The organism is Burkholderia sp. WTPI3, assembly GCF_021483755.1.
GTDB lineage: Bacteria > Pseudomonadota > Gammaproteobacteria > Burkholderiales > Burkholderiaceae > Burkholderia.
On sequence record NZ_JAGIXF010000013.1, the window covers coordinates 98,150 to 116,438 of the forward strand.

Annotated in this window: 19 protein-coding genes; 5 read left to right on the forward strand and 14 right to left on the reverse strand. The window is 66.5% G+C overall.

The features are described 5' to 3' along the window. The first annotated feature begins 96 nt into the window (after positions 1 to 96). On the forward strand, positions 97 to 1,155 hold the full coding sequence (locus tag J7024_RS09825) for an SAM-dependent methyltransferase (protein WP_233410019.1): 1,059 nt from the start codon (positions 97 to 99) through the stop codon (positions 1,153 to 1,155). A gap of 143 nt (positions 1,156 to 1,298) precedes the next feature. On the opposite strand, the gene J7024_RS09830 is transcribed toward J7024_RS09825, so the two are convergent. From J7024_RS09830 to J7024_RS09850, 5 genes are all read right to left on the reverse strand, one after another. Then, the gene (locus tag J7024_RS09830) at positions 1,299 to 1,520 is read right to left on the reverse strand and encodes a hypothetical protein (protein WP_096501091.1); all 222 of its coding nucleotides are present in this window, start codon (positions 1,518 to 1,520) and stop codon (positions 1,299 to 1,301) included. 12 nt (positions 1,521 to 1,532) lie between these two features. Then, entirely contained in the window at positions 1,533 to 2,438 is a 906-nt protein-coding gene (locus J7024_RS09835; RefSeq protein WP_124828343.1) for a hypothetical protein, read from the reverse strand. Positions 2,439 to 2,757: 319 nt separating this feature from the next. Continuing rightward, on the reverse strand, positions 2,758 to 2,946 hold the full coding sequence (locus J7024_RS09840) for a 4-oxalocrotonate tautomerase (protein WP_014898956.1): 189 nt from the start codon (positions 2,944 to 2,946) through the stop codon (positions 2,758 to 2,760). 61 nt (positions 2,947 to 3,007) lie between these two features. Continuing rightward, positions 3,008 to 3,784, reverse strand: coding sequence for a class II aldolase/adducin family protein (locus tag J7024_RS09845; protein ID WP_124828341.1), 777 nt, complete (start codon positions 3,782 to 3,784; stop codon positions 3,008 to 3,010). Continuing rightward, positions 3,759 to 4,652: an urea transporter gene (locus tag J7024_RS09850; RefSeq protein WP_175750404.1), complete on the reverse strand. Its 894-nt coding sequence runs from the start codon at positions 4,650 to 4,652 to the stop codon at positions 3,759 to 3,761. The genes J7024_RS09845 and J7024_RS09850 overlap by 26 nt, the downstream gene beginning before the upstream one ends. A 45-nt stretch (positions 4,653 to 4,697) precedes the next feature. Here J7024_RS09850 and J7024_RS09855 point away from each other — a divergent pair, with 45 nt between their 5' ends. Further along, entirely contained in the window at positions 4,698 to 5,333 is a 636-nt protein-coding gene (locus J7024_RS09855; protein WP_199568859.1) for a hypothetical protein, read from the forward strand. A 51-nt stretch (positions 5,334 to 5,384) separates the two neighbouring features. Further along, a complete protein-coding gene (locus J7024_RS09860; RefSeq protein WP_124828339.1) occupies positions 5,385 to 5,939 on the forward strand; it encodes a putative glycolipid-binding domain-containing protein in 555 nt (184 codons plus the stop codon). Here the strand turns inward: J7024_RS09860 and J7024_RS09865 are convergent. The 8 genes from J7024_RS09865 to J7024_RS09900 all read right to left on the reverse strand — a co-directional run bounded on the left by J7024_RS09865 (position 5,900) and on the right by J7024_RS09900 (position 13,843). Beyond that, on the reverse strand, positions 5,900 to 6,814 hold the full coding sequence (locus J7024_RS09865) for an alpha/beta fold hydrolase (RefSeq protein ID WP_175750405.1): 915 nt from the start codon (positions 6,812 to 6,814) through the stop codon (positions 5,900 to 5,902). The genes J7024_RS09860 and J7024_RS09865 overlap by 40 nt on opposite strands. Positions 6,815 to 6,818: 4 nt before the next feature. Continuing rightward, on the reverse strand, positions 6,819 to 7,724 hold the full coding sequence (locus J7024_RS09870; protein ID WP_175750406.1) for a metal-dependent hydrolase: 906 nt from the start codon (positions 7,722 to 7,724) through the stop codon (positions 6,819 to 6,821). Further along, on the reverse strand, positions 7,721 to 8,659 hold the full coding sequence (locus J7024_RS09875; RefSeq protein ID WP_175750407.1) for an SDR family NAD(P)-dependent oxidoreductase: 939 nt from the start codon (positions 8,657 to 8,659) through the stop codon (positions 7,721 to 7,723). Before J7024_RS09875 ends, J7024_RS09870 begins: the two co-directional genes overlap by 4 nt. A 21-nt stretch (positions 8,660 to 8,680) precedes the next feature. Then, complete coding sequence (locus J7024_RS09880) at positions 8,681 to 10,258, reverse strand: flavin-containing monooxygenase (protein ID WP_124828335.1); 1,578 nt, start codon at positions 10,256 to 10,258, stop codon at positions 8,681 to 8,683. A gap of 246 nt (positions 10,259 to 10,504) precedes the next feature. Continuing rightward, positions 10,505 to 11,176: a lysoplasmalogenase gene (locus J7024_RS09885; protein WP_124828334.1), complete on the reverse strand. Its 672-nt coding sequence runs from the start codon at positions 11,174 to 11,176 to the stop codon at positions 10,505 to 10,507. 233 nt (positions 11,177 to 11,409) lie between these two features. Beyond that, complete coding sequence (locus tag J7024_RS09890) at positions 11,410 to 12,243, reverse strand: MerR family transcriptional regulator (protein WP_124828333.1); 834 nt, start codon at positions 12,241 to 12,243, stop codon at positions 11,410 to 11,412. A 10-nt stretch (positions 12,244 to 12,253) separates the two neighbouring features. After that, complete coding sequence (locus J7024_RS09895; RefSeq protein WP_124828420.1) at positions 12,254 to 12,820, reverse strand: GNAT family N-acetyltransferase; 567 nt, start codon at positions 12,818 to 12,820, stop codon at positions 12,254 to 12,256. 90 nt (positions 12,821 to 12,910) lie between these two features. Continuing rightward, entirely contained in the window at positions 12,911 to 13,843 is a 933-nt protein-coding gene (locus J7024_RS09900; protein WP_175750408.1) for a LysR family transcriptional regulator, read from the reverse strand. Positions 13,844 to 13,974: 131 nt separating this feature from the next. On the opposite strand from J7024_RS09900, the gene J7024_RS09905 reads away from it, so the two are divergent. After that, on the forward strand, positions 13,975 to 14,973 hold the full coding sequence (locus J7024_RS09905) for a quinone oxidoreductase family protein (protein ID WP_124828331.1): 999 nt from the start codon (positions 13,975 to 13,977) through the stop codon (positions 14,971 to 14,973). Positions 14,974 to 15,046: 73 nt separating this feature from the next. On the opposite strand, the gene J7024_RS09910 is transcribed toward J7024_RS09905, so the two are convergent. Beyond that, positions 15,047 to 16,561 (reverse strand): MDR family MFS transporter, encoded by a 1,515-nt coding sequence (locus tag J7024_RS09910; protein ID WP_175750409.1) that lies wholly within the window; start codon positions 16,559 to 16,561, stop codon positions 15,047 to 15,049. Positions 16,562 to 16,789: 228 nt separating this feature from the next. On the opposite strand from J7024_RS09910, the gene J7024_RS09915 reads away from it, so the two are divergent. Next, positions 16,790 to 18,289 (forward strand): methyl-accepting chemotaxis protein (locus J7024_RS09915; protein ID WP_234745011.1); only part of this gene is annotated, 1,500 nt, incomplete at its 3' end.

The following is an 18,289-nucleotide window of genomic DNA, read 5'->3' on the forward strand; positions in this document are numbered from 1 at the left end:
TCGTACCCGTTCCGGCCGGTCCCCGGGGTGCGAGCCCACATTCGACGGTATCTGACAGCAAGTACGCGGTAAGCCATCTTCGGAGAAATTTGATAGATGAACATCACGCGCATGACCCCGTTTCGTCAAATGACCCGCATGTATCACGCGGTGCTGGATATTCAGAATTCGCTGTCGCAGTTCGCCGTGTCCGCGCAAACCAGAAGCGATCGTCACCTCGGCGATATCGAAGCGCTCAACGCGCGAATTGCGCAGCTGGAATCCACGTGCAGGGAATTGACCGACATGGTCAGGCAGCCGCCGCGCGTCGTCGAACGGCCGTTCGTGCCGTCTCCGCCGTTTACCGCCACCTCGCAACCTGGGGAGTTCGCGCGGTATTCAACCTGCAGCGTCGCGGATTTCTACCATCCGCGCTTCCTCGAAATCTGCGGGATGCTGAATCACCACTTCGTGTTTCACCGCAAATTGTGGGAATGGGTTTTCGTGATCCACCATCTGCTGCAGTCGGGCGAGGTGAAACCGGGCGCGCGCGGGCTGGTATTCGGTGTGGGCAGCGAGCGATTACCGGCGCTGTTCGCGAAGCTGGGCGCGCGGATCGTCGCGACCGACGCACCGGAGGAAATCGGCGAAGCGAACGGCTGGAAAGCCACCGGCCAGCACAGCGCGGCGTCGTCGCAGATTCGCTACGAGGACATCGTCGACGGACGCCTGTTCGACGAGCGCGTGTCGTACGAAGCGTGCGACATGAACCACATCCCGGATCATCTGCGCGATTTCGACTTCAATTGGTCGTCGTGCTGCTTCGAGCATCTCGGCGATCTCGAGGCCGGCAAGCAGTTCGTCGTCAATGCGGTCGAAAAGTGCCTGCGGGTCGGCGGTGTCGCGGTCCATACGACCGAATTCAACCTGACCTCCGACGACGACACGCTCGACAGCGGGCAAACCGTGCTGTATCGCCGCCGCGACATGCTGGAACTGGTCGAGCGGCTGAGAAGCCGCGGGCACGAGGTCCGGCCGTTCGTCGTCGCGCCGGATGCGCACCCGCTCGATTTTCACGTCGACGCGCCGCCTTACAAGAACATCCCGCATCTGAAGCTGGCGTACGAGAAGTATGTGGGCACGTCGGTCGGGTTGGTCGTCAGGCGCGGGCGATAGTCGGGCGGGATGACGTTGAGTCTGGCGTTGCGTCTGTTCGGCGCCATGCACGCGACGGCGTGACGGCGAGATGTGCGGGCGCACAATGGAGTAGAGGGAAGCGCTGGGCGCAACGCCTGTTCGCGGCGTTGCGCGGGAGGATATTAAGCCAGACCCGGCGGCTTCAGGTCGGGGTGCCGCGCATAGAGCGGGTTCATGAAGTCGATCAGCATCGTGGCCAACACCTGCGACACGAATTCGCGATAGGCGACGAATTCCGAATCCGGACACGACGCCTTGACGGTCAGCAGGGAGCGATCCAGTTCGGCTCCCATTTGCAAGACCATGTCGTTCAGGGCACTTGCGATTTGTTTGTCAGAGATCATTGGGTCGCCCTTTTAGCATCCCGCCAACGCGTTGCAACTGTTGACGCAGTTCCAGAACTTGAATCCGAAGTTGCCGGTGGGCAAAGGCGTTGCAGAACATTTTTCCCGGCACATTGCTCGCCAGTGTGTGCAGGAGGAGGTATGCCGGGGCTGTGGTGTCGTGTTGAGGTCGTTCTCGCCGGCCTCGGGACCGACGAAGATGAAGTTTATCGACTCTCGTTCCGTCGTGTAGACGACAGCAAGATCTTCCGAAAATAGCAACGCGGCGTCAAATGCATGTCCGATCGTCGTCGGGCAGGACATCGTTGCCGGTGATAACGTCAAACGAGTGGTCTTATCCTGAGTGGACGACTTTATCTTTCCGTTCAGCCTGCATTTGCCAATATCGATGGACACGTCCACGAGGTTTGGAGCGATCAGGATTTGCATCGAAGTACCGGAAACTATTGCGGACCATTTCCCTGGGCGGATTCGGTCTCTTACCTTATGACGGGGCCGGTAGGGCCTCGCGACAAAGCTCGTGGTTTCGCCGTCGATGCTTAGCATGACACCGATTGATTGACTGCTTGTCCCTTGAATTCCGATCGTGACGTCGGACGAAATTGACGCCCACGGCACATACTCCGTACCGATCGGGCCGTTACGCTGGTCGTAGGAGATGTATCCTGAAATATTGTTATTGTTTCCGTAGGCGATTAAAAAACGCTCGTCTGAAACCTTAATGATTTTGTAGTCAGTGCCGTTTTCAACGGCTTCCCACACCTGGCTGGAAGGAGGGTTGGTTGCCGTGCCGGATCCCGCCTGCAACGGGCTGCCGAGACTGGCGTGCGAGAGGGACATCAACGAAAGCAACAGAGCGGAAAAGCAGCTTCTGAACGCCATGGTTTTCACCTGCGATGATAAGTTGAATGTCGGCATGGTCCTGCTTGCCGGGTTTCATCGCTGGCATTGACACCAAAAGACGGCGACTCGCTGGCTAGATTTTGTCGGAAGCTGAGGTAGCTGTTTTCGTGACGTGGGTTTATTTTTTGAAAAGAGGTGGTAGTCGATGTCGTTACGATCAGGAAAACTAATTGATGAAAGAATGGCTGACAATGCCAATATATTGAGATATCAAGCAGTTGCAGTATGTGTTGCGAGAAGATGAGGGCTGGAGCGCCGGCGCACTCACCACAACTCGACGGTCGGGCGCACACCGCTTGACGATTGCCCGACCGTCATTCGCTTGCTACCGGTATCAGCGCTCGTCGCTCCACAGCTTCCCGGCCGTCGCCCAGTTCTCCTTCTTCACGTCGGCAAGAATGATGTCGACCGAGCCCGGGTCGCAGCCGAGCGTCTCGCACGTGACGCGCGTGATCGCTTCGACGAATGCGCGCTTCTGCTCGACCGTGCGGCCTTCGAACAACTGGATATTGAAAGTCGGCATGACTGAATGCTCCGATGGTTGGGGGTGAACGATTCGTCGGGATAGTGGCGACGGCGGCCGGTCAGTCGCGATACGACCGGTCGATCCGGTCGAGACGGCGCAGCAGCGCAGGCCATTCCAGTGCGCCTTCGATCGCGCCGCCGTCGCGCAACTGCTCGGCCGTGCGGTCGGCGACAGCGGGTTCGGGCAGCACCAGCGGCCCGCCGCCTGCCTGCGCACGCACCTGGATGTCGCAGGCCTTGATCAGCGTATCCATCAGCACGTAAGCCTCGGCGACCGTGCGGCCGACCGTCAGCGTACCGTGATTGCGCAGCAGCATCGCGGATTTCGCGCCGAGGCTCGCGGTCAGTCGCGCGCCTTCGGCCGGCGAGAACGCGAGCGCTTCGTAGTCGTGGTACGCGAGGTCGCCATGAAACCTCAGCGCGTGCTGCGACGCGGGCAGTAGCCCGTCGCGCTGGATCGATACCGCGATGCCGGCGGTATTGTGCAGATGCATCACGCAGACGGCGTCCGGCCGCGCGGCGTGCACGGCCGCGTGCAGCGCGAAGCCCGTCACGTTGACCGCGTGTTCGCTGTCGCCGATCCGGTTGCCCGCCAGGTCGATCTTCACGAGATTCGACGCACACACTTCGTCGAACGTGAGACCGAACGGGTTGATCAGGAAATGGCCGGGCTCGCCCGGCACCGTCGCGGAAAGGTGCGTGTAGATCAGGTCGTCCCAGCCGTTCAGCGCGACGAGGCGATAGGCGGCGGCGAGATCGACGCGCAGCCGGCGCTCGGCGTCCGAGATCGGACCGCCGGGTTTCACGGCATCAGGACGGTGTGCGAATGACGACATCGGGTTCTCCGAGGGTAAAGCGGCGCGCGACGGCCACCGTGATCCACGACGCGAGCGCGAACGGCGCGGTGAGCGCGACGATGCCAGCCTGCATCGCGAACCACTGGATCAGCGCGGCCAGCGCGGCGGCCGCCAGCGCCGCGCGGGTGCCGCGCGACATCAGCGCGAGTGCGGCGAGCGCGCCGTTGAAGCCTAGCAGGCCGTCGGCGAACGTGGCGCCGCTCGCGCCGAGCGCGACCAGCAGCACGGTCGACACGATCGCGCCGGCCAGTGCGAGCGCGGCCGCGCGTCGCGATGCGGCGGCGATGCCGGCGGCGATCAGGACGCCGGCCCATGCGCCTTGCGCAAACGTGGTTTGTGCGACGCCCGACAGCAGTGCGGAGGCGAACGATTCGAGCGTCGGAGCGGTAGCGGCAGGCACCGCGCCCGCATGCTGCGCCGCGACAAACGGCAGCCACAGCGCGGTGGCGACGAGGCACGGGCTCGAATACGGACATTGCCGCCATTTCGCGAGCGGCGTGCGGATCGCGCGCTGCACGAGCCCGGCGCCGATCGCGGCGAGCGGCACCAGCGCGAGTGTCGCGAGCGAGGCCGGGGCGAATAGCGCGACCACCAGCGCGGCCAGCGCGCCGTTGAAGCCGTGCAGCCCCTGTTCGACGTCGCGGCGCGGTGCGCCGGTCAGCACCGCGACCAGGTTCGCGGCAGCCGCGCCGACCAGTGCCGCGCAGGCGAGCCGCAAGTCGGTCAGCGCGAGGGCGGCGATCAGCATCGCGCCCGTGAACGCGTTCGCCTGCAGTACGATCTGTCCGATGCTGCGCAGCAGGATGCGCAGGTCGATCGACGGCGAAGCGGAGCGGGCGGTAGGCATGGTGGCGGCGGAACAGGACGAGCCGCGAGCATAGGACACAATCCCATGCACCGGAATAGGGAATTCTGGATAGTCGGGATTTGCGGCGGGCGCCCTGAAGTGGGGCATTTTGAGTTCGGACTGAAGTATGAAGAGCTTCACTTCGAGTTTTTTGCCCGCCTGTTTGCCGTCGTTGGACCGGACTTTGATTTGAGCGCGGCATTGAGCGAGTCGGATCGCGCCTTCGGGTCATACATCCTGATGCGGACAGCCAGTTGGCTGACCTTCAAGGAGTCGCGTGCCAGCTTTCTCATCGAGAAAGAGGTGGATCAGGCGGACCGCATCCAGTGGTTTGCGTACGTCATCGCGCAATACCGCGGCCGTATTGACGCTCCACTAAGCGCGTCAAGCCTGCATACGCTGCAAGCCAGGCATTCTGGGCCACGATGCGTTTGGCTTGGGGTGCGGCGTTCACCTGTCTTCGTGGGGCAGGCTACGATGCGCGAAAACATCGTGCATTACATTGCCCCGGCGTTCGAGGATGTGACGCCGATGCTGGCGGGGCCTGGCGAATTCGAGGCAGCGACGCGAGGCGCCGAGCCGCTGGCACGGAGCCTATCCGACCGGCGTTTGAGGGGCCGGACATCGATGTCGAACACAAATGACGCGTGCTGGACTCGTCGACGGTGGCATTCCGGATAGCCAGGATTTGTGTGACGATGCCCGGACGTGCGGTAACCAGGAGACGGAACGATGCGGGAAGTGCGCTGGGCGTCGCTCGAGGGCGACGGGATCGAACACCTGACGTTCGAGCGGAGCGACGGCGGCATCGTCGTCGAAAGCGCGGTGGTCGGCCAGCGGTACGGCCGCGCGTACGGGCTGGCGTACCGGGTCGAGTGCGATCCGCGGTGGCGGGTGACTTACGCGGTGCTCAGGGTGATGGGCGGCGGCACGCTCGAACTGCGCGGCGACGGGGCGGGGCGCTGGCGCGACGGCGCAGGCCGTGCGCTGCCGGAACTGGACGGCTGCGTCGACATCGACATCGCGGCCACGCCGTTCACGAATTCGCTGCCGATCGGCCGCCTCGGCCTCGCGCGCGGCGAGCGGCGGCCGATCGACGTCGCATACATCTCGACGCCGGACCTGGCCGTGAAGCCGGTCAAGCAGGCCTATGCGTGCATCGAGCCCGGCCGGCGCTATCGCTATGAAGGGATCTTCCGGGATTTCACCGCGGAAATGGACATCGACGCCGACGGGCTCGTGATCGACTACGAAACGCTGTTCAAGCGCCTGCCGACGGTGCGCTGAACCGTCGCGGCCGCTGTCGTCGCGGCCGCCGGCCTTTCCTGCGCCGCCGCGAACCGATCGATCCGCGACGCGATCAGATCGGGATTGCGCAGCACGATCCAGTGCGCACCGTCGATTTCCTCGCGCACATGCTCACCGAGCCAGCGATCGAGATCGAGCGACATCTCCGGTGTCACATAGCGATCGCGCACCGGCACGAGAATCTGCACGGGCGCTTGCGCATGCCGTTCGCGCGGCTTGCTTGCCCGCGCGAGGAAGTTCGCGCGATAGAGTTTCAGCCCGTTCAGCGCATTTTTCAGCTGTGAAGGATCGCGCTCGGGCCGCACGCGTTCGGTGAGCTGCAGCCAGCGCGGCCACAGCGCGGCGCCGCCGAGCCGCCAGACCAGCGACGGCACGACCGGCAGATGAAAGAACGCGATGTACCACGATTTCAGACTCTGCTTGAGCCGCATCTTCGCGCGGAACACGTGATCGAGGCACGGGCCGGAGATCGACGTGTACGACGCGATCCGGCCGCGAAACGCCGGGTCGGTCACGGCCTCCCAGCACTGGATCGAGCCCCAGTCGTGGCCGACCAGATGGAACGGCCGGCCGCCGCAGGTCGCGTCGGCGACGGCTCGCAGGTCGTCCGCGAGCCGGGCGAGCGCGTAGTCCGCCCGGCGGCGCGGCGCATCGGACGCACCGGCGCCGCGCACGTCGTACGCGATCACGCGATAGCGCTTCGCGAGCCGTGCGCGGATCGGCGCCCACACGGCCGCCGAATCGGGGTAGCCGTGCACCAGGATCAGCGGCGGCGCGCGACGCGGGCCGCTGACGTAGACGGCGAGTTTCACGTCGCCCGAGCGGACGGTCAGCATCTCGTGTGCGCGCGCCACGGCGTCATGCCTGCGGAACCGGATGCAGCGGCACGCGACGCGGTGCGGCCTGCGCCGCATAGCGCGCATTGGTTGCATCGATGTTCGCGAGCAGCGTGTCGAGGCCCTGCAGATACTGGTGGTTGTCGTGGTCCCACGGATGGAAGCCCGGACGGAAATAGTCGAGCCATTCGCCCGCGATGCTCGGGAACACGCCGGTCTTCGGGCTGTACAGGTACTTCACGAGACGCCACATGCCGCCGAACCTGCCGTGCCTGCGACGATGCGACAGCATCAGGCGCACGTGGAAGTCGAACACGATCGTCCAGAACATCACGGTGGTCAGCAGCATCGTGGTGGTGCGCAGCAGGTAGCTGCCGATGCCCGGCTTCATCACGGCGTTCCATACGTCATACGACACCGCCTTGTGCTCGGTTTCCTCCATCGCGTGCCACATCCACATCTGCTGATAGCCTTCGACCGACCCGTCGATCCGGTGCTCGTGGCCCGACAGCAGCTGGTTCGCGAGAATCGCGGTGTAGTGCTCGAGCGCGATCGTGATCGCGAGCTGCATCGAGTGCGGCAGCACCTTCTTGAAGAAGCCGAGGATCGTCCACAGCCGCTTGTCGAGTTTGTGCGCGGGCAGGCCGGACGATTGCAGCAGGTCGTTGTACTCGATGTGCTCGCGCGTGTGCATCGCTTCCTGACCGATGAAGCCGAGCACCTGCTTCTTCAGTTCCGGATCCTCGATGCCGTCGCGATAGTTGCGCACCGAGTCCATGAAGAAGCGCTCGCCGGCCGGGAACAGCAGCGACAGCGCGTTCATGAAGTGCGTGACCGGCACGCCCTGGACGTGCCAGTCCTTTGCGTGTTCGGGCGGCAGCGCGAACCGGATGTCGCGTCGCACGGGCATCATGTGCGGTGTCGTCATGATTGTTCTCCTCCCTGATTGCCTGCGTTGTTGTAGGTGGCGTGAAGCGGGGCGGCCGCCGGCACGCCGTAGCGGGCGGCCGCGCGGCGGGCCTTCGCGGCTTCGCGGCGCGACTTCAGCACGACGAGCGCCTGATACGCGGCCGGCAGCACGCGCACCATCCAGTCGGCGGCCTTCGCGTCGCGGCCGATCAGCACGCGGCGCTTGTTCCTGCGCACGCCGGCGAGGATCGTGCGCGCCGCGTCGTCCGGCGTCGTGATGAAGAACTTTTCGAAGTCGTCCTTGCCTTGCTGCTCGCTCTCGATCATGAAGCCGATCATGTTCTTCGCGATGCGGCTCGACTGCGCGATGTTGGTGCGGATGCCGCCCGGATGCACGCAGGTGGCCGACACGCCGCAGCGCTGCATGTCGAGCTCCTGGCGCAGCGATTCGGTGAAGCCGCGCACCGCGTACTTGGTCGCGTTGTAGCCGCTCATCCCCGGCTGCGCGAAGATCCCGAAGATGCTCGACGTGTTGATCACGTGGCCGTCGCCGGTCGCCTTCAGGTGCGGCAGGAATGCTTTCGTGCCGTGCACGACGCCCCAGAAGTTGATGTTCATGATCCACTCGAGATCGCTGTATTCCATGCCGTCGATCGTGCTCGACAGCGCGACGCCCGCGTTGTTGAACACGAGGTTGACCTTGCCGTGTTCCTTCGCGGTTTCGTCGGCCCACGCGAACATCGCGTCGCGGTCGCCGACGTCGAGCACGCGCGTCGAGACGCGCACCTTCGGTGCGATCGCGCGGACGATCCGCTCGGTTTCGGCGAGGCCTACGCCGTTCTTGTCGGCGAGCGACACGTGGCAGCCGGCCTGCGCGAGCTGGACCGCGAGCGAGCGGCCCATGCCCGAGCCCGCGCCCGTGATCGCAGCGACCTTGTTGGCGAAATCTCTCATGTCGGTGGCTCCTTGTCTGACTCAGGCCGCTTCGATGGAAGCGGAAGCGGCGGGCGTGGCGACGGGCCGCGCGCTCGTGTCGTTTTGCGGCGCGCGATACGCGTGGTAATCGGCGATCGAGAAGTGCGCTGTCGCCTGGCGGAAGCGCCAGGTGAAGCCGGGCCACAGCGTCGTGTTCTTGCCGGTGCGCGGATCGAGATACCAGCTCTTGCAGCCGCCGGTCGACCAGATCGCCTTCTTCAGCTTGCCTTGCAGATCGCTGTTGAACTGCGCCTCGACGAGCGGGCGCACCTCGATCGCATCCGCGCGCTCGCGGCGCATCGCCTGCAGCGCGCCGAGGATGTATTCGATCTGCGACTCGATCATGAACACCATCGAGTTGTGGCCGAGGCCCGTGTTCGGGCCGACGATCATGAAGAAGTTCGGGTAGCCCGGCAGCGTCGTGCCGAGATACGCGTGCGCGCCGTCGCGCCACGCATCGACGATGTCGAGGCCGCCGCGGCCGATGATCGCGCCGCGCGGGTACGGGTCGGCGACCTGGAAGCCCGTGCCGTAGATCAGGCAGTCGACTTCATGGCGCTTGCCGTCGGTCGTCACGACCGCATCGGCTTCGATGTGGTCGATGCCGGTCGTGATCACGTCGACGTTCTTGCGCGACAGCGCCGGGTAGTAGTCGTTCGAGATCAGCACGCGCTTGCAGCCGAGCGTGTAGTCCGGCGTGACGGCCTGGCGCAGCTCCGGATCGGGAATCTGCTTGCGGATGTGGCGCAGCGCGAGCTTCTGCACGTTCTTCATCAGCCCCGGATGGATCGCGAAGCCGAGCACGCGCGATTCGAGCATCCAGTAGATGCCGCTGCGCACGGCCTTCTGCGTGAACGGCAGCGTACGGAACAGCCACTTCTCGAAGGCGCTCAGGTTGCGGTCGGGTTTCGGCATGATCCACGGCGGCGTGCGCTGGAACAGCGCGAGCTCCTTCACGCGCGGCGCGATCTGCGGCACGAACTGGATCGCGCTCGCGCCGGTGCCGATCACCGCGACGCGCTTGCCTTCGAGCGCGTAGTCGTGATCCCACTGCTGCGAATGGAACGCGCGGCCCTGGAAGGTTTCGACGCCGGGAATCGCCGGCAGCGCGGCGCGCGACAGGCCGCCCATCCCCGACACCAGCACGCGCGCCGACAGCCGCTTGCCGTTCGCGAACGTGAGGCGCCAGCGCTGCGCGGCTTCGTCGTATTCGGCGCGCTGCAGCTCGTGATTCAGGCGCAGGTGCGGGCCGACGCCGAAGCGCTGCACGCAGTCTTCCAGATACGCGCGGATTTCCGGCTGCGGCGCGAACATGCGCGTCCAGCGCGGGTTCGGCGCGAACGAGAACGAATAGACGTGCGATTGCACGTCGCATGCACACCCGGGGTAATGATTGTCGCGCCAGGTGCCGCCGACCGACGCCGCCTTTTCGAGGACGACAAAGTCGGTGACGCCTGTTTGCCGCAGGCGAATGGCCATTCCGAGACCGGCGAAGCCGGTGCCGATGATGGCGATGTCGGTGGTTTCGTCCGGGCCGTCATGGCCGGGCGGGCCGAAAGGCAACGTGCGAGCATTCATCCGGGTGTCTCCGATTTGGCTCATTTCTGAATGTTACATTGTTTGATGTAACGATAGTGGGTGAGCCTGGAAACCGCAAGAGGCTAGAAGCGGCGCTCTAAGGGCCGGAAGCCGCGCGGGAAAAAGCTGAGCGGGGTTTGGAACGGTTCGGTTTCCGCATCGCGGGATGCGCGGAAATGGCCGTCGGCAGGGCGTGTGACGAAGTGGACGAGGCCGCCTGCATGCGGCGGCCTGTTTGAAACACAATCAGGGACGGATCGAGCGGGCGGCCGTCTCATGGAAAACCCCTGCCACGATCGTGACCTGCGCGAGCGCGTAGAGCCCCCAGACCAGGTAGTCGATGCCGGGAAAGCCGCCGAGGAAGCGGCCGACGCCGATCAGCGTGTCGGAACCGACGAAGATCAGGCTGCCGACAGCGACCAGCGGGCCGCGCGTGCGGGCCGCGAACGCGAAGCTTGCCATCGCGCACAGCACGAGCATGTAGACGGCGACCGGCGCGAGCAGTTCGCCCAGGTGCGGCAGGAACGCGGCGTAGAACGCCGGCGCGGCGATCCACAGCGCGATCAGCGCGACGACGCGCCAGCCGTGCGGCCGCGCGCGCCAGCGCAGGAAGATCGCGCAGTAGCACAGATGCGTGAGCAGGAAGGCGCCGAGACCGAGCACGAACGACAGCGGCCAGTCGGGCAGCGCGAGCAGCACGTCGCCGAGCACGGCCGTCGCGAGCGCCGCGCACAGCCACGTGCGTTCGCGCGGTGCGGCGCAGGTGCCGCCGGCCGCGAGCAGCAGGATGCCCATTGCCGCCTTCGCGGCCGCCTGGCCGGGATAGGGGGCGGCCGCGAGCGACAGTCCGTACAGCAACGCGGCGGCGACGGCGAGCGGCCAGAGCCGGCGATAGGTGGCGGGAAGCGTGGCGATCAAGGCGGGTGTCTCCGGTTTGTTGTTGTCTGCGGTGGACGGATGCGCCGTCGCGGGCGCGGCTGCAGGCCATTATCCGGAACAACGGGCGGGTGAAAACCGGCGAACCCTTCTAGTGCGCGGCGGGATCGAAAAATGAAACAGCCGGCGGGCATGGCATGCCGCCGGCTGTTTCCCCGAGCGCTGCGCGTGCTTGACTTCGCGGCGCTCGCGAACGCGGTGTGGCCTGCCCGCGTTCAGCCTTCGCCGTCTTTCGGCGAAGGCGTGCCGGACTGTCGCGCGGCCTCGTCGCTCAGCTTCTTGTCGAGAATCGTCGCGACACGGCCACCGAGATAAGCGCTTGCCGCAGTTTCGAGCGCACGGTTCGTCTCGCCTTCGACGAACACGGCCGCGAGCGGGCGCAGCCGCCAGATCGCATCGACGAGTGCGGGCACGTCATTGACCGGCGGCAGCGTGCCTTCGTCATAGCGGTCGAGCCGCTTCACGACGAGATCGACGAGCAGGCGCGCGATCGCGTCGAAGTGCGGCCGCGCGAGGCTGATCACGTCGAGCAGTTCGCGTGGCGGGATGCCTTCCTTCGTCATCGCGGCCGCCGCTTCGAGCAGCGCGGGGCTCTTCGCGACGAACGACAGGCCGCGGCGTTCGAGCAGCCCGAGCTCGGTCACGCGCGACAGTTGCGATGCCGTCTGCGGGCCGAACATCTGCGCGAGCGCGGCGAGCGAATAGGTTTTCGGCAACTCGTGCGACCAGCGGCCGCCGATCGCGTTTTCCAGGCCGAGGATCGAACGCAGGTCGTGACCCTCGTCGATCGCCATGATCAGATCCTGGATGTTCGACAGCGTGTAGCCGCGCGCGAGCAGATGGTTGATCAGCTTCAGCCGAGCGACGTGCGTGTCGTCGTAGATGCCGACGCGCCCGCGCTTTTCCGGCGGCGCGAGCAGCCCGCGATCCTGGTAGGCACGGACGTTGCGCACGGTCGTGTCGGACACGCGCGCGAGCTCGTCGACCGTGTACTCGTTGCGGGCATCCGCAGCGGCCTCGTCGGTATGGGTTGGAGTCTGTTTTGACATGCGGCCCATTCTAGCGCGACGCGACAGGCTCGGGCGAGGCGGGGAGCGACCGCGAGCCGTCGCCGAGCGTGCGCTGCATCAGCGCGGAATCGATCCAGCGGCCGTGCTTGAAACCGACCGCCTTCAGCACGCCTGCCGGCTCGAAACCGAACGCGCGGTGCAGCGACGTCGAGCCGCCGGTGCCGCCGTCGGCGATCACCGCGATCATCTGCCGCCACGGGCCGGCCTCGCAACGCGCGATCAGCGCCGCGAGCAGCGCGCGGCCGACGCCGCGCCCGCGCATCGTATCGTCGATGTAGATCGAATCCTCGATCGTGTAACGGTATGCGCTGCGCGGGCGGTACGGCGTCGCATACGCGTAGCCGGCCACGCGGCCGTCGCATTCGGCGACGAGATACGGCAGCCCGTGACGCAGCACCGCGTCGCGGCGTGCGCGCAATTCGTCGACGCCGGGCGGGATCTCCTCGAACGACGCGACGCTGTGGCGTACGTGGTGCGCGTAGATCGCGTGAATGGTGTCGAGATCGGCATCGGTCGCGTCGCGGACGACGCAGGCGGGAGCAGGGGCGGCGGACATGGTGGCGGACATGGTGACGGAGCGGGCGGACGAAACCGCTACTATGCCGGTCGCCGGGCCGAGCGGTAAAGGTGGCGGGCCGCCTGCAGGTTACAAATGGCCGTCCGCCGTGCGAACCGCATCCGCGATCGCGTCGGCGACGCGTTGCACGCGCGGCGACCGGCGTACGTCCGGGTGGACGACCAGCCAGATCTCGCGCTCGACGTCACAGCGCGGCGCGACGGTCAGCTCGACGAGCGGAGCGGGCACCGACGCTGACGCAGCGGGGGCGGCCGGTGCGCCCATGTTCGTATCCGCATCCGCTGCGGTCTGCATCGGCGGATCGTCGACGAGAAACCGCGGCAGCAACGCGATGCCCGCGCCGGCCATGCACGCGCGATGCAACGCGGCCAGATCGTTCGCGATGAACGCGAATCGGCGGCCAGCCGCGAAGCGTTCGAGCCACTGCTGCTGCGGCATTTGCGCGAGCGCATCGTCGTAGCCGAGAAACGCCCATGTGTCGGGCGGTGCGGCTGCCCATTCAGGCGATGCACACAGCGCGAAGCGCATCGTGCCGAGCCGGCGAGCGGCCAGCCCTGGCTCGCTTGGCCGCGACAGGCGCACCGCGAGGTCCGCTTCGCGCGCGTACAGGTTCGCCGCGTGCATCTCGCCCATCAGGTCGATCCGCAGCGCCGGCCATGCACGCTGCGCACGGGCGAGCCGCGGTGCGAGGAAGTGACTCGCGAACACCGGCGACGCCGACACGCGCACGACGCCGTCGAGCGTCGCCGCGCCCTGCGCGGCGCGCGCGAACGCATGCACGTCGGTTTCGACGCGCGCGGCATGCTCGGCGAGATGCAGTCCTTCGTCGGTCGGCGGCCAGCCGCGCGGCAATCGGTCGAACAGCCGGATGTCGAGCGCGGACTCCAGCGCGTCGATGCGCCGGGCGACCGTCGAGTGCTGGACCTGCAGCGCCCGCGCGGCGGCTGACAGGCTGCCGCCGCGCATCACCGCGAGGAAATAGCGCAAGTCGTCCCAGCTCATCGGCAATGGAGATGCCGCAACGGGATCTGGATCGGTCGAATTTTGCACGGTAGATGGGCGTGAAACGGGAATTCCGATCGATTATGCACGATGGGATGATCGTGTCACTTCATTCGATTGCGAGGAACGTCATGACCCAGACTGTTACTGCCACCCGGATCGGGATCGACCGCTATGGCGATGCCGGCGTCCTGCGCCGCGTCGATGCACCCGTGGGGTTGCCGGGCGCCGGCGAGGTCCGGATTCGCCAGACCGCCGTCGGCGTGAATTTCGTCGACATCTATTTCCGGGAGGGCGCGCACCCACTGCCGGCGCTGCCGGATGCGCTCGGTGTCGAAGCGGCCGGCGTGGTCGACGCGGTCGGGCCCGGCGTGACGGACCTCGTTGCGGGGCAGCGGGTCGCGTATGCGGGATTGCCGACCGGCAGCTACGCGAGCGTGCGCACGCTGCCTGCCGAACGCGCGGTAGCCGTGCCCGACGGCGTGAGCGACGACGCGGCCGCCGCCGCGCTGCTGAAAGGGATCACCGTCTACATGCTGCTGCACCGTGTGCGGCAGGTCGGCGCCGGCGATACCGTGCTCGTGCATGCGGCGGCCGGCGGCGTCGGGTTGCTGGCGACGCAGTGGGTGCGCTCGCTTGGCGCACGGGTGATCGGCACGGTCGGTTCGGCCGCGAAGGCGGCGCTGGTGCGCGCGCATGGCGCCGACGCGGTGATCGACTATCGCGAGGAGGATTTCGTCGCGGCGGCGCGCGCGTTCGGCGGCGGCGCGGGCGTCGACTATGCGATCGACGGGATTGGCGGCGATGTGCTGACGCGCACGCTTGGCGCGGTGCGGCCATTCGGAATGGTCGCGAGCATCGGGCAGGTTGCCGCGATCGGCGCGCGGCAGACGATCGATCTCGACGAACTCGGTCCGGCCCGCTCGATCGCGCTCGCGCGGCCGAGCGTGCTCGGCTTCATCGCGCGCGACGTTGCGGGGTATCGGGAAGCGGCACGCGCGACGCTCGAACGGCTCGCGGGCGGGATGCACGTGGAGATCGGCGTGCGGCTGCCGTTGGAGCAGGCAGCCGATGCGCATCGGATGCTGGCGTCGCGCGAGACGACGGGGGCGGTGGTGCTGGTGCCGTGACGGCGGGTGGCGCGGCGGGCGCCGCGCGTCGCGGTTTCGATGGAGGCCGCGGCGACGCAGCCTCCACGCCGCATCAATGATGCGTGCGCAGCGGCGCGCTTTCGACGAACCACGCGAGCACGAACGCGATCGCTATCACGGCTGCCGCCGCGAGATACACCACGTGCAGCGACCCGGCGAACGCCTGCAGGTACGCATCGCGCACGGCATCCGGCAACTGGTGCACGGCGGCCGGGCCGAGCGCGGGCGGCAGCTCCGTGCCGGCCGGCAGCGCCTGCATCACCCGCGACTCGAGCCCGTGCGAGAACAGCGCGCCGAATGCGGCGACGCCGATCGAGCCGCCGATCGAGCGGAACAGCGTGACGCCCGACGTCGCGACGCCCATGTGGCGGAATTCGACCGTGTTCTGCACGGCGAGCGTCAGCACCGGCATCACCATGCCGAGCCCGATTCCGAGCAGCGCCATGTATGCGTACATCGTGTGCAGCGGCGTATCGAGCGACAGCGTCGACAGCAGCGCCATCGCGACGCCGCCGAGCAGCGTCCCCGCGATCGGAAACGGGCGATACGTGCCGAGCCGCGAGATCAGCCGGCCGCTGATCACCGACATCGCGAGCATCCCGCCCATCATCGGTAGCAGTTGCATCCCGGCCTGCGACGGCGTCGAGCCCTTCACGACCTGCAGATACAGCGGAATGAACGTGACCGAGCCGAACAGCGCGATGCCGACCACGAAACCGATCAGGCCCATCAGCACGAATGTGCGCTGACGGAACAGATCGAGCGGCATGATCGGCTCGGCCGCGAGGCGTTCCTCATAGATGAAGCCGCCGACCGCGACCAGGCCGAGCACCAGCGTCATCCACAGTTGCGGAGACGACCACGGCAGCAGCGAACCGCCTTCGCTCGTGAACAGGATCACGCAGGTGAGCGCGGTGGCGAGGAACGCGGCGCCCATGTAGTCGATCCGGTGCTTCACGTGCGCCGTGTGCGGCCGGAATGCGATGCCGATCACCGCGAGCGCGAGAAAGCCGAGCGGCAGATTGATCGTGAAGATCCAGCGCCACGACAGGTGTTCGACCAGGAAGCCGCCGAGCAGCGGCCCGATGATCGTAGCAAGGCCGTACACGCCGCCGAACATCCCCTGATAGCGCGCGCGGCGATCGGGCGGCACCAGGTCGCCGATCGCGGCCATCGTGACCACCATCAGCCCGCCGCCGCCGAGCCCCTGCAGCGCGCGCAGCACGATCAGCTGCGTCATGTCCTGCGCGATGCCGCACAGCGCGGAGCCCGCGAGAAACAGGACGATGGCGGCCTGCAAGACGATCTTGCGGCCGTACAGGTCGCCGAGCTTGCCGTACAGCGGCAGCACGATCGTCGACGCAAGCAGGTAGGCGGTGACGACCCACGACAACTGATCGAGGCCGCCGAGCTCGCCGACGATCGTCGGCAGCGCGGTCGACACGATCGTCTGGTCGAGCGCGGACAGCAGCATCACGAGCAGCAGCGCGGCGATGATCAGCCCGGTCGGCGCGTCGTGGCGGGCCGCTTCGGCGGCCGGCGGAGCAACAAGGGTATTGGTTCTCATCGAAATATCTGCCATGGCAGGTAATTGACCGAAATATAGAGAGAAATCATTGACTGGTCAATTTCTGCCGGAGCTTAATTTGTTGCATCGGTAACAGAAGGTTGCCGCGAGGAAATTTGATCGGGATCACGAGGAGAGGGGAGCGGACTCAAGTTTTTTGCAGGCAAACCGTAATCCAGAGTGCCGCGGACCGATTGCCGCCCTCTTTTTTATCGCTCACGTGCCGTCATGAACCTGAACGCCCTGTTTTCCCGTTTCTCCATCCGTACGCGGATTTTCTCCACGCTCGGTCTCGTCGCCGTGCTGCTCGTCGTGTCGGGGCTGATCGGCCTCGTCGGCATGCAGAGTTCGAACCGCGCGCTCGACAAGGCCTATACGCAGCAACTGGCCGCGAAGACCGCGCTGTCGGCCGCGAGCCTGAACCTGACGATCGTGCGTACGACGCTCGATCGCGTGCTGCTGCATCCGGACGCGCCGGAAGTGCCCGATCTCGTCAAGAAGGCCGAGAGCTATCTCGGGAAGGCCGACGCCGCGTGGCGCACATACGCGGCGCTGCCGCACGAGGGCGACGAGGGGGCGCTTGCCGGCCGGCTCGATACCGCGCGCCAGGCGCTGATCGGGCAGGCGTTGAAGCCGCTGATCGACGCGATCCGCGACGGGCGGCGTGACGAGGCAGACCGCTTGTTGATGACGGTCGCGCCGTCGCTGTCGGTCGCGCTTACGCAGGCAACCGACGCGCTCGATGCGTATCAGGCCGAGCGCGGCAAGGAGGTCTACGACACCGCGCAGATGTATTACGGCTGGATGCGCGCGGGTGCGATCGCCGGCATCGCGTTCGGCCTTGCCGCGTGCCTGGGTTGCGCGGTCGGCCTGCACTTCGCGATAACGCAGCCGGTGAACCGGCTGCTGTCGCATTTCCGCCGCCTGTCGGAAGGCGATCTGACGTCGGAAGTGCGCTGGTCGTCGCGCGACGAAATGGCCGAGCTGGTCAGGGGCGTGACCGGCATGCAGCGCAGCCTCGCCGATACCGTGCGTCAGGTGACCCAGGGCTCCGAGGCCATTTCGACCGCGACGCATCAGATCGCGGCGGGCAACACCGATCTGTCGCAGCGCACCGAGGAACAGGCCGCGGCACTGCAGGAAACGGCCGCGAGCATGGAGCAACTGACGGCGACCGTGAAGCAGAACGCCGATCATGCGGTCGAAGCGCAGGCCTGCGCGGACGACGCGAGCGAGATCGCGACGCGCGGCGCGACGGTCGTCGGCGAAGTGATCGGCACGATGAACGAGATCGACCGGAGTTCGCAGAAGGTTGCCGACATCATCGGCACGATCGAGGGCATCGCATTCCAGACCAATATCCTCGCGCTGAATGCGGCGGTTGAAGCCGCGCGTGCGGGCGAGCAGGGCCGCGGCTTCGCGGTGGTCGCGGGCGAGGTGCGCACGCTTGCGCAGCGTTCGGCATCCGCGGCGAAGGAAATCCGCACGCTGATCGGCGAATCGGTGGAGCGCGTGGCGATGGGCTCGCGGCTCGTCGGCGTGGCCGGTGACACGATGCAGGACATCCAGCAGGCGATCGGCCGCGTGACGGGCATCATGACCGAGATCGCCGCCGCGTCGAACGAGCAGCGCGACGGGATCGAACAGGTGAACCGCGCGGTGTCGCAGATGGATCAGGTGTCGCAGCAGAACGCAGCGCTGGTCGAGCAGGCGGCAGCGGCTGCGGCG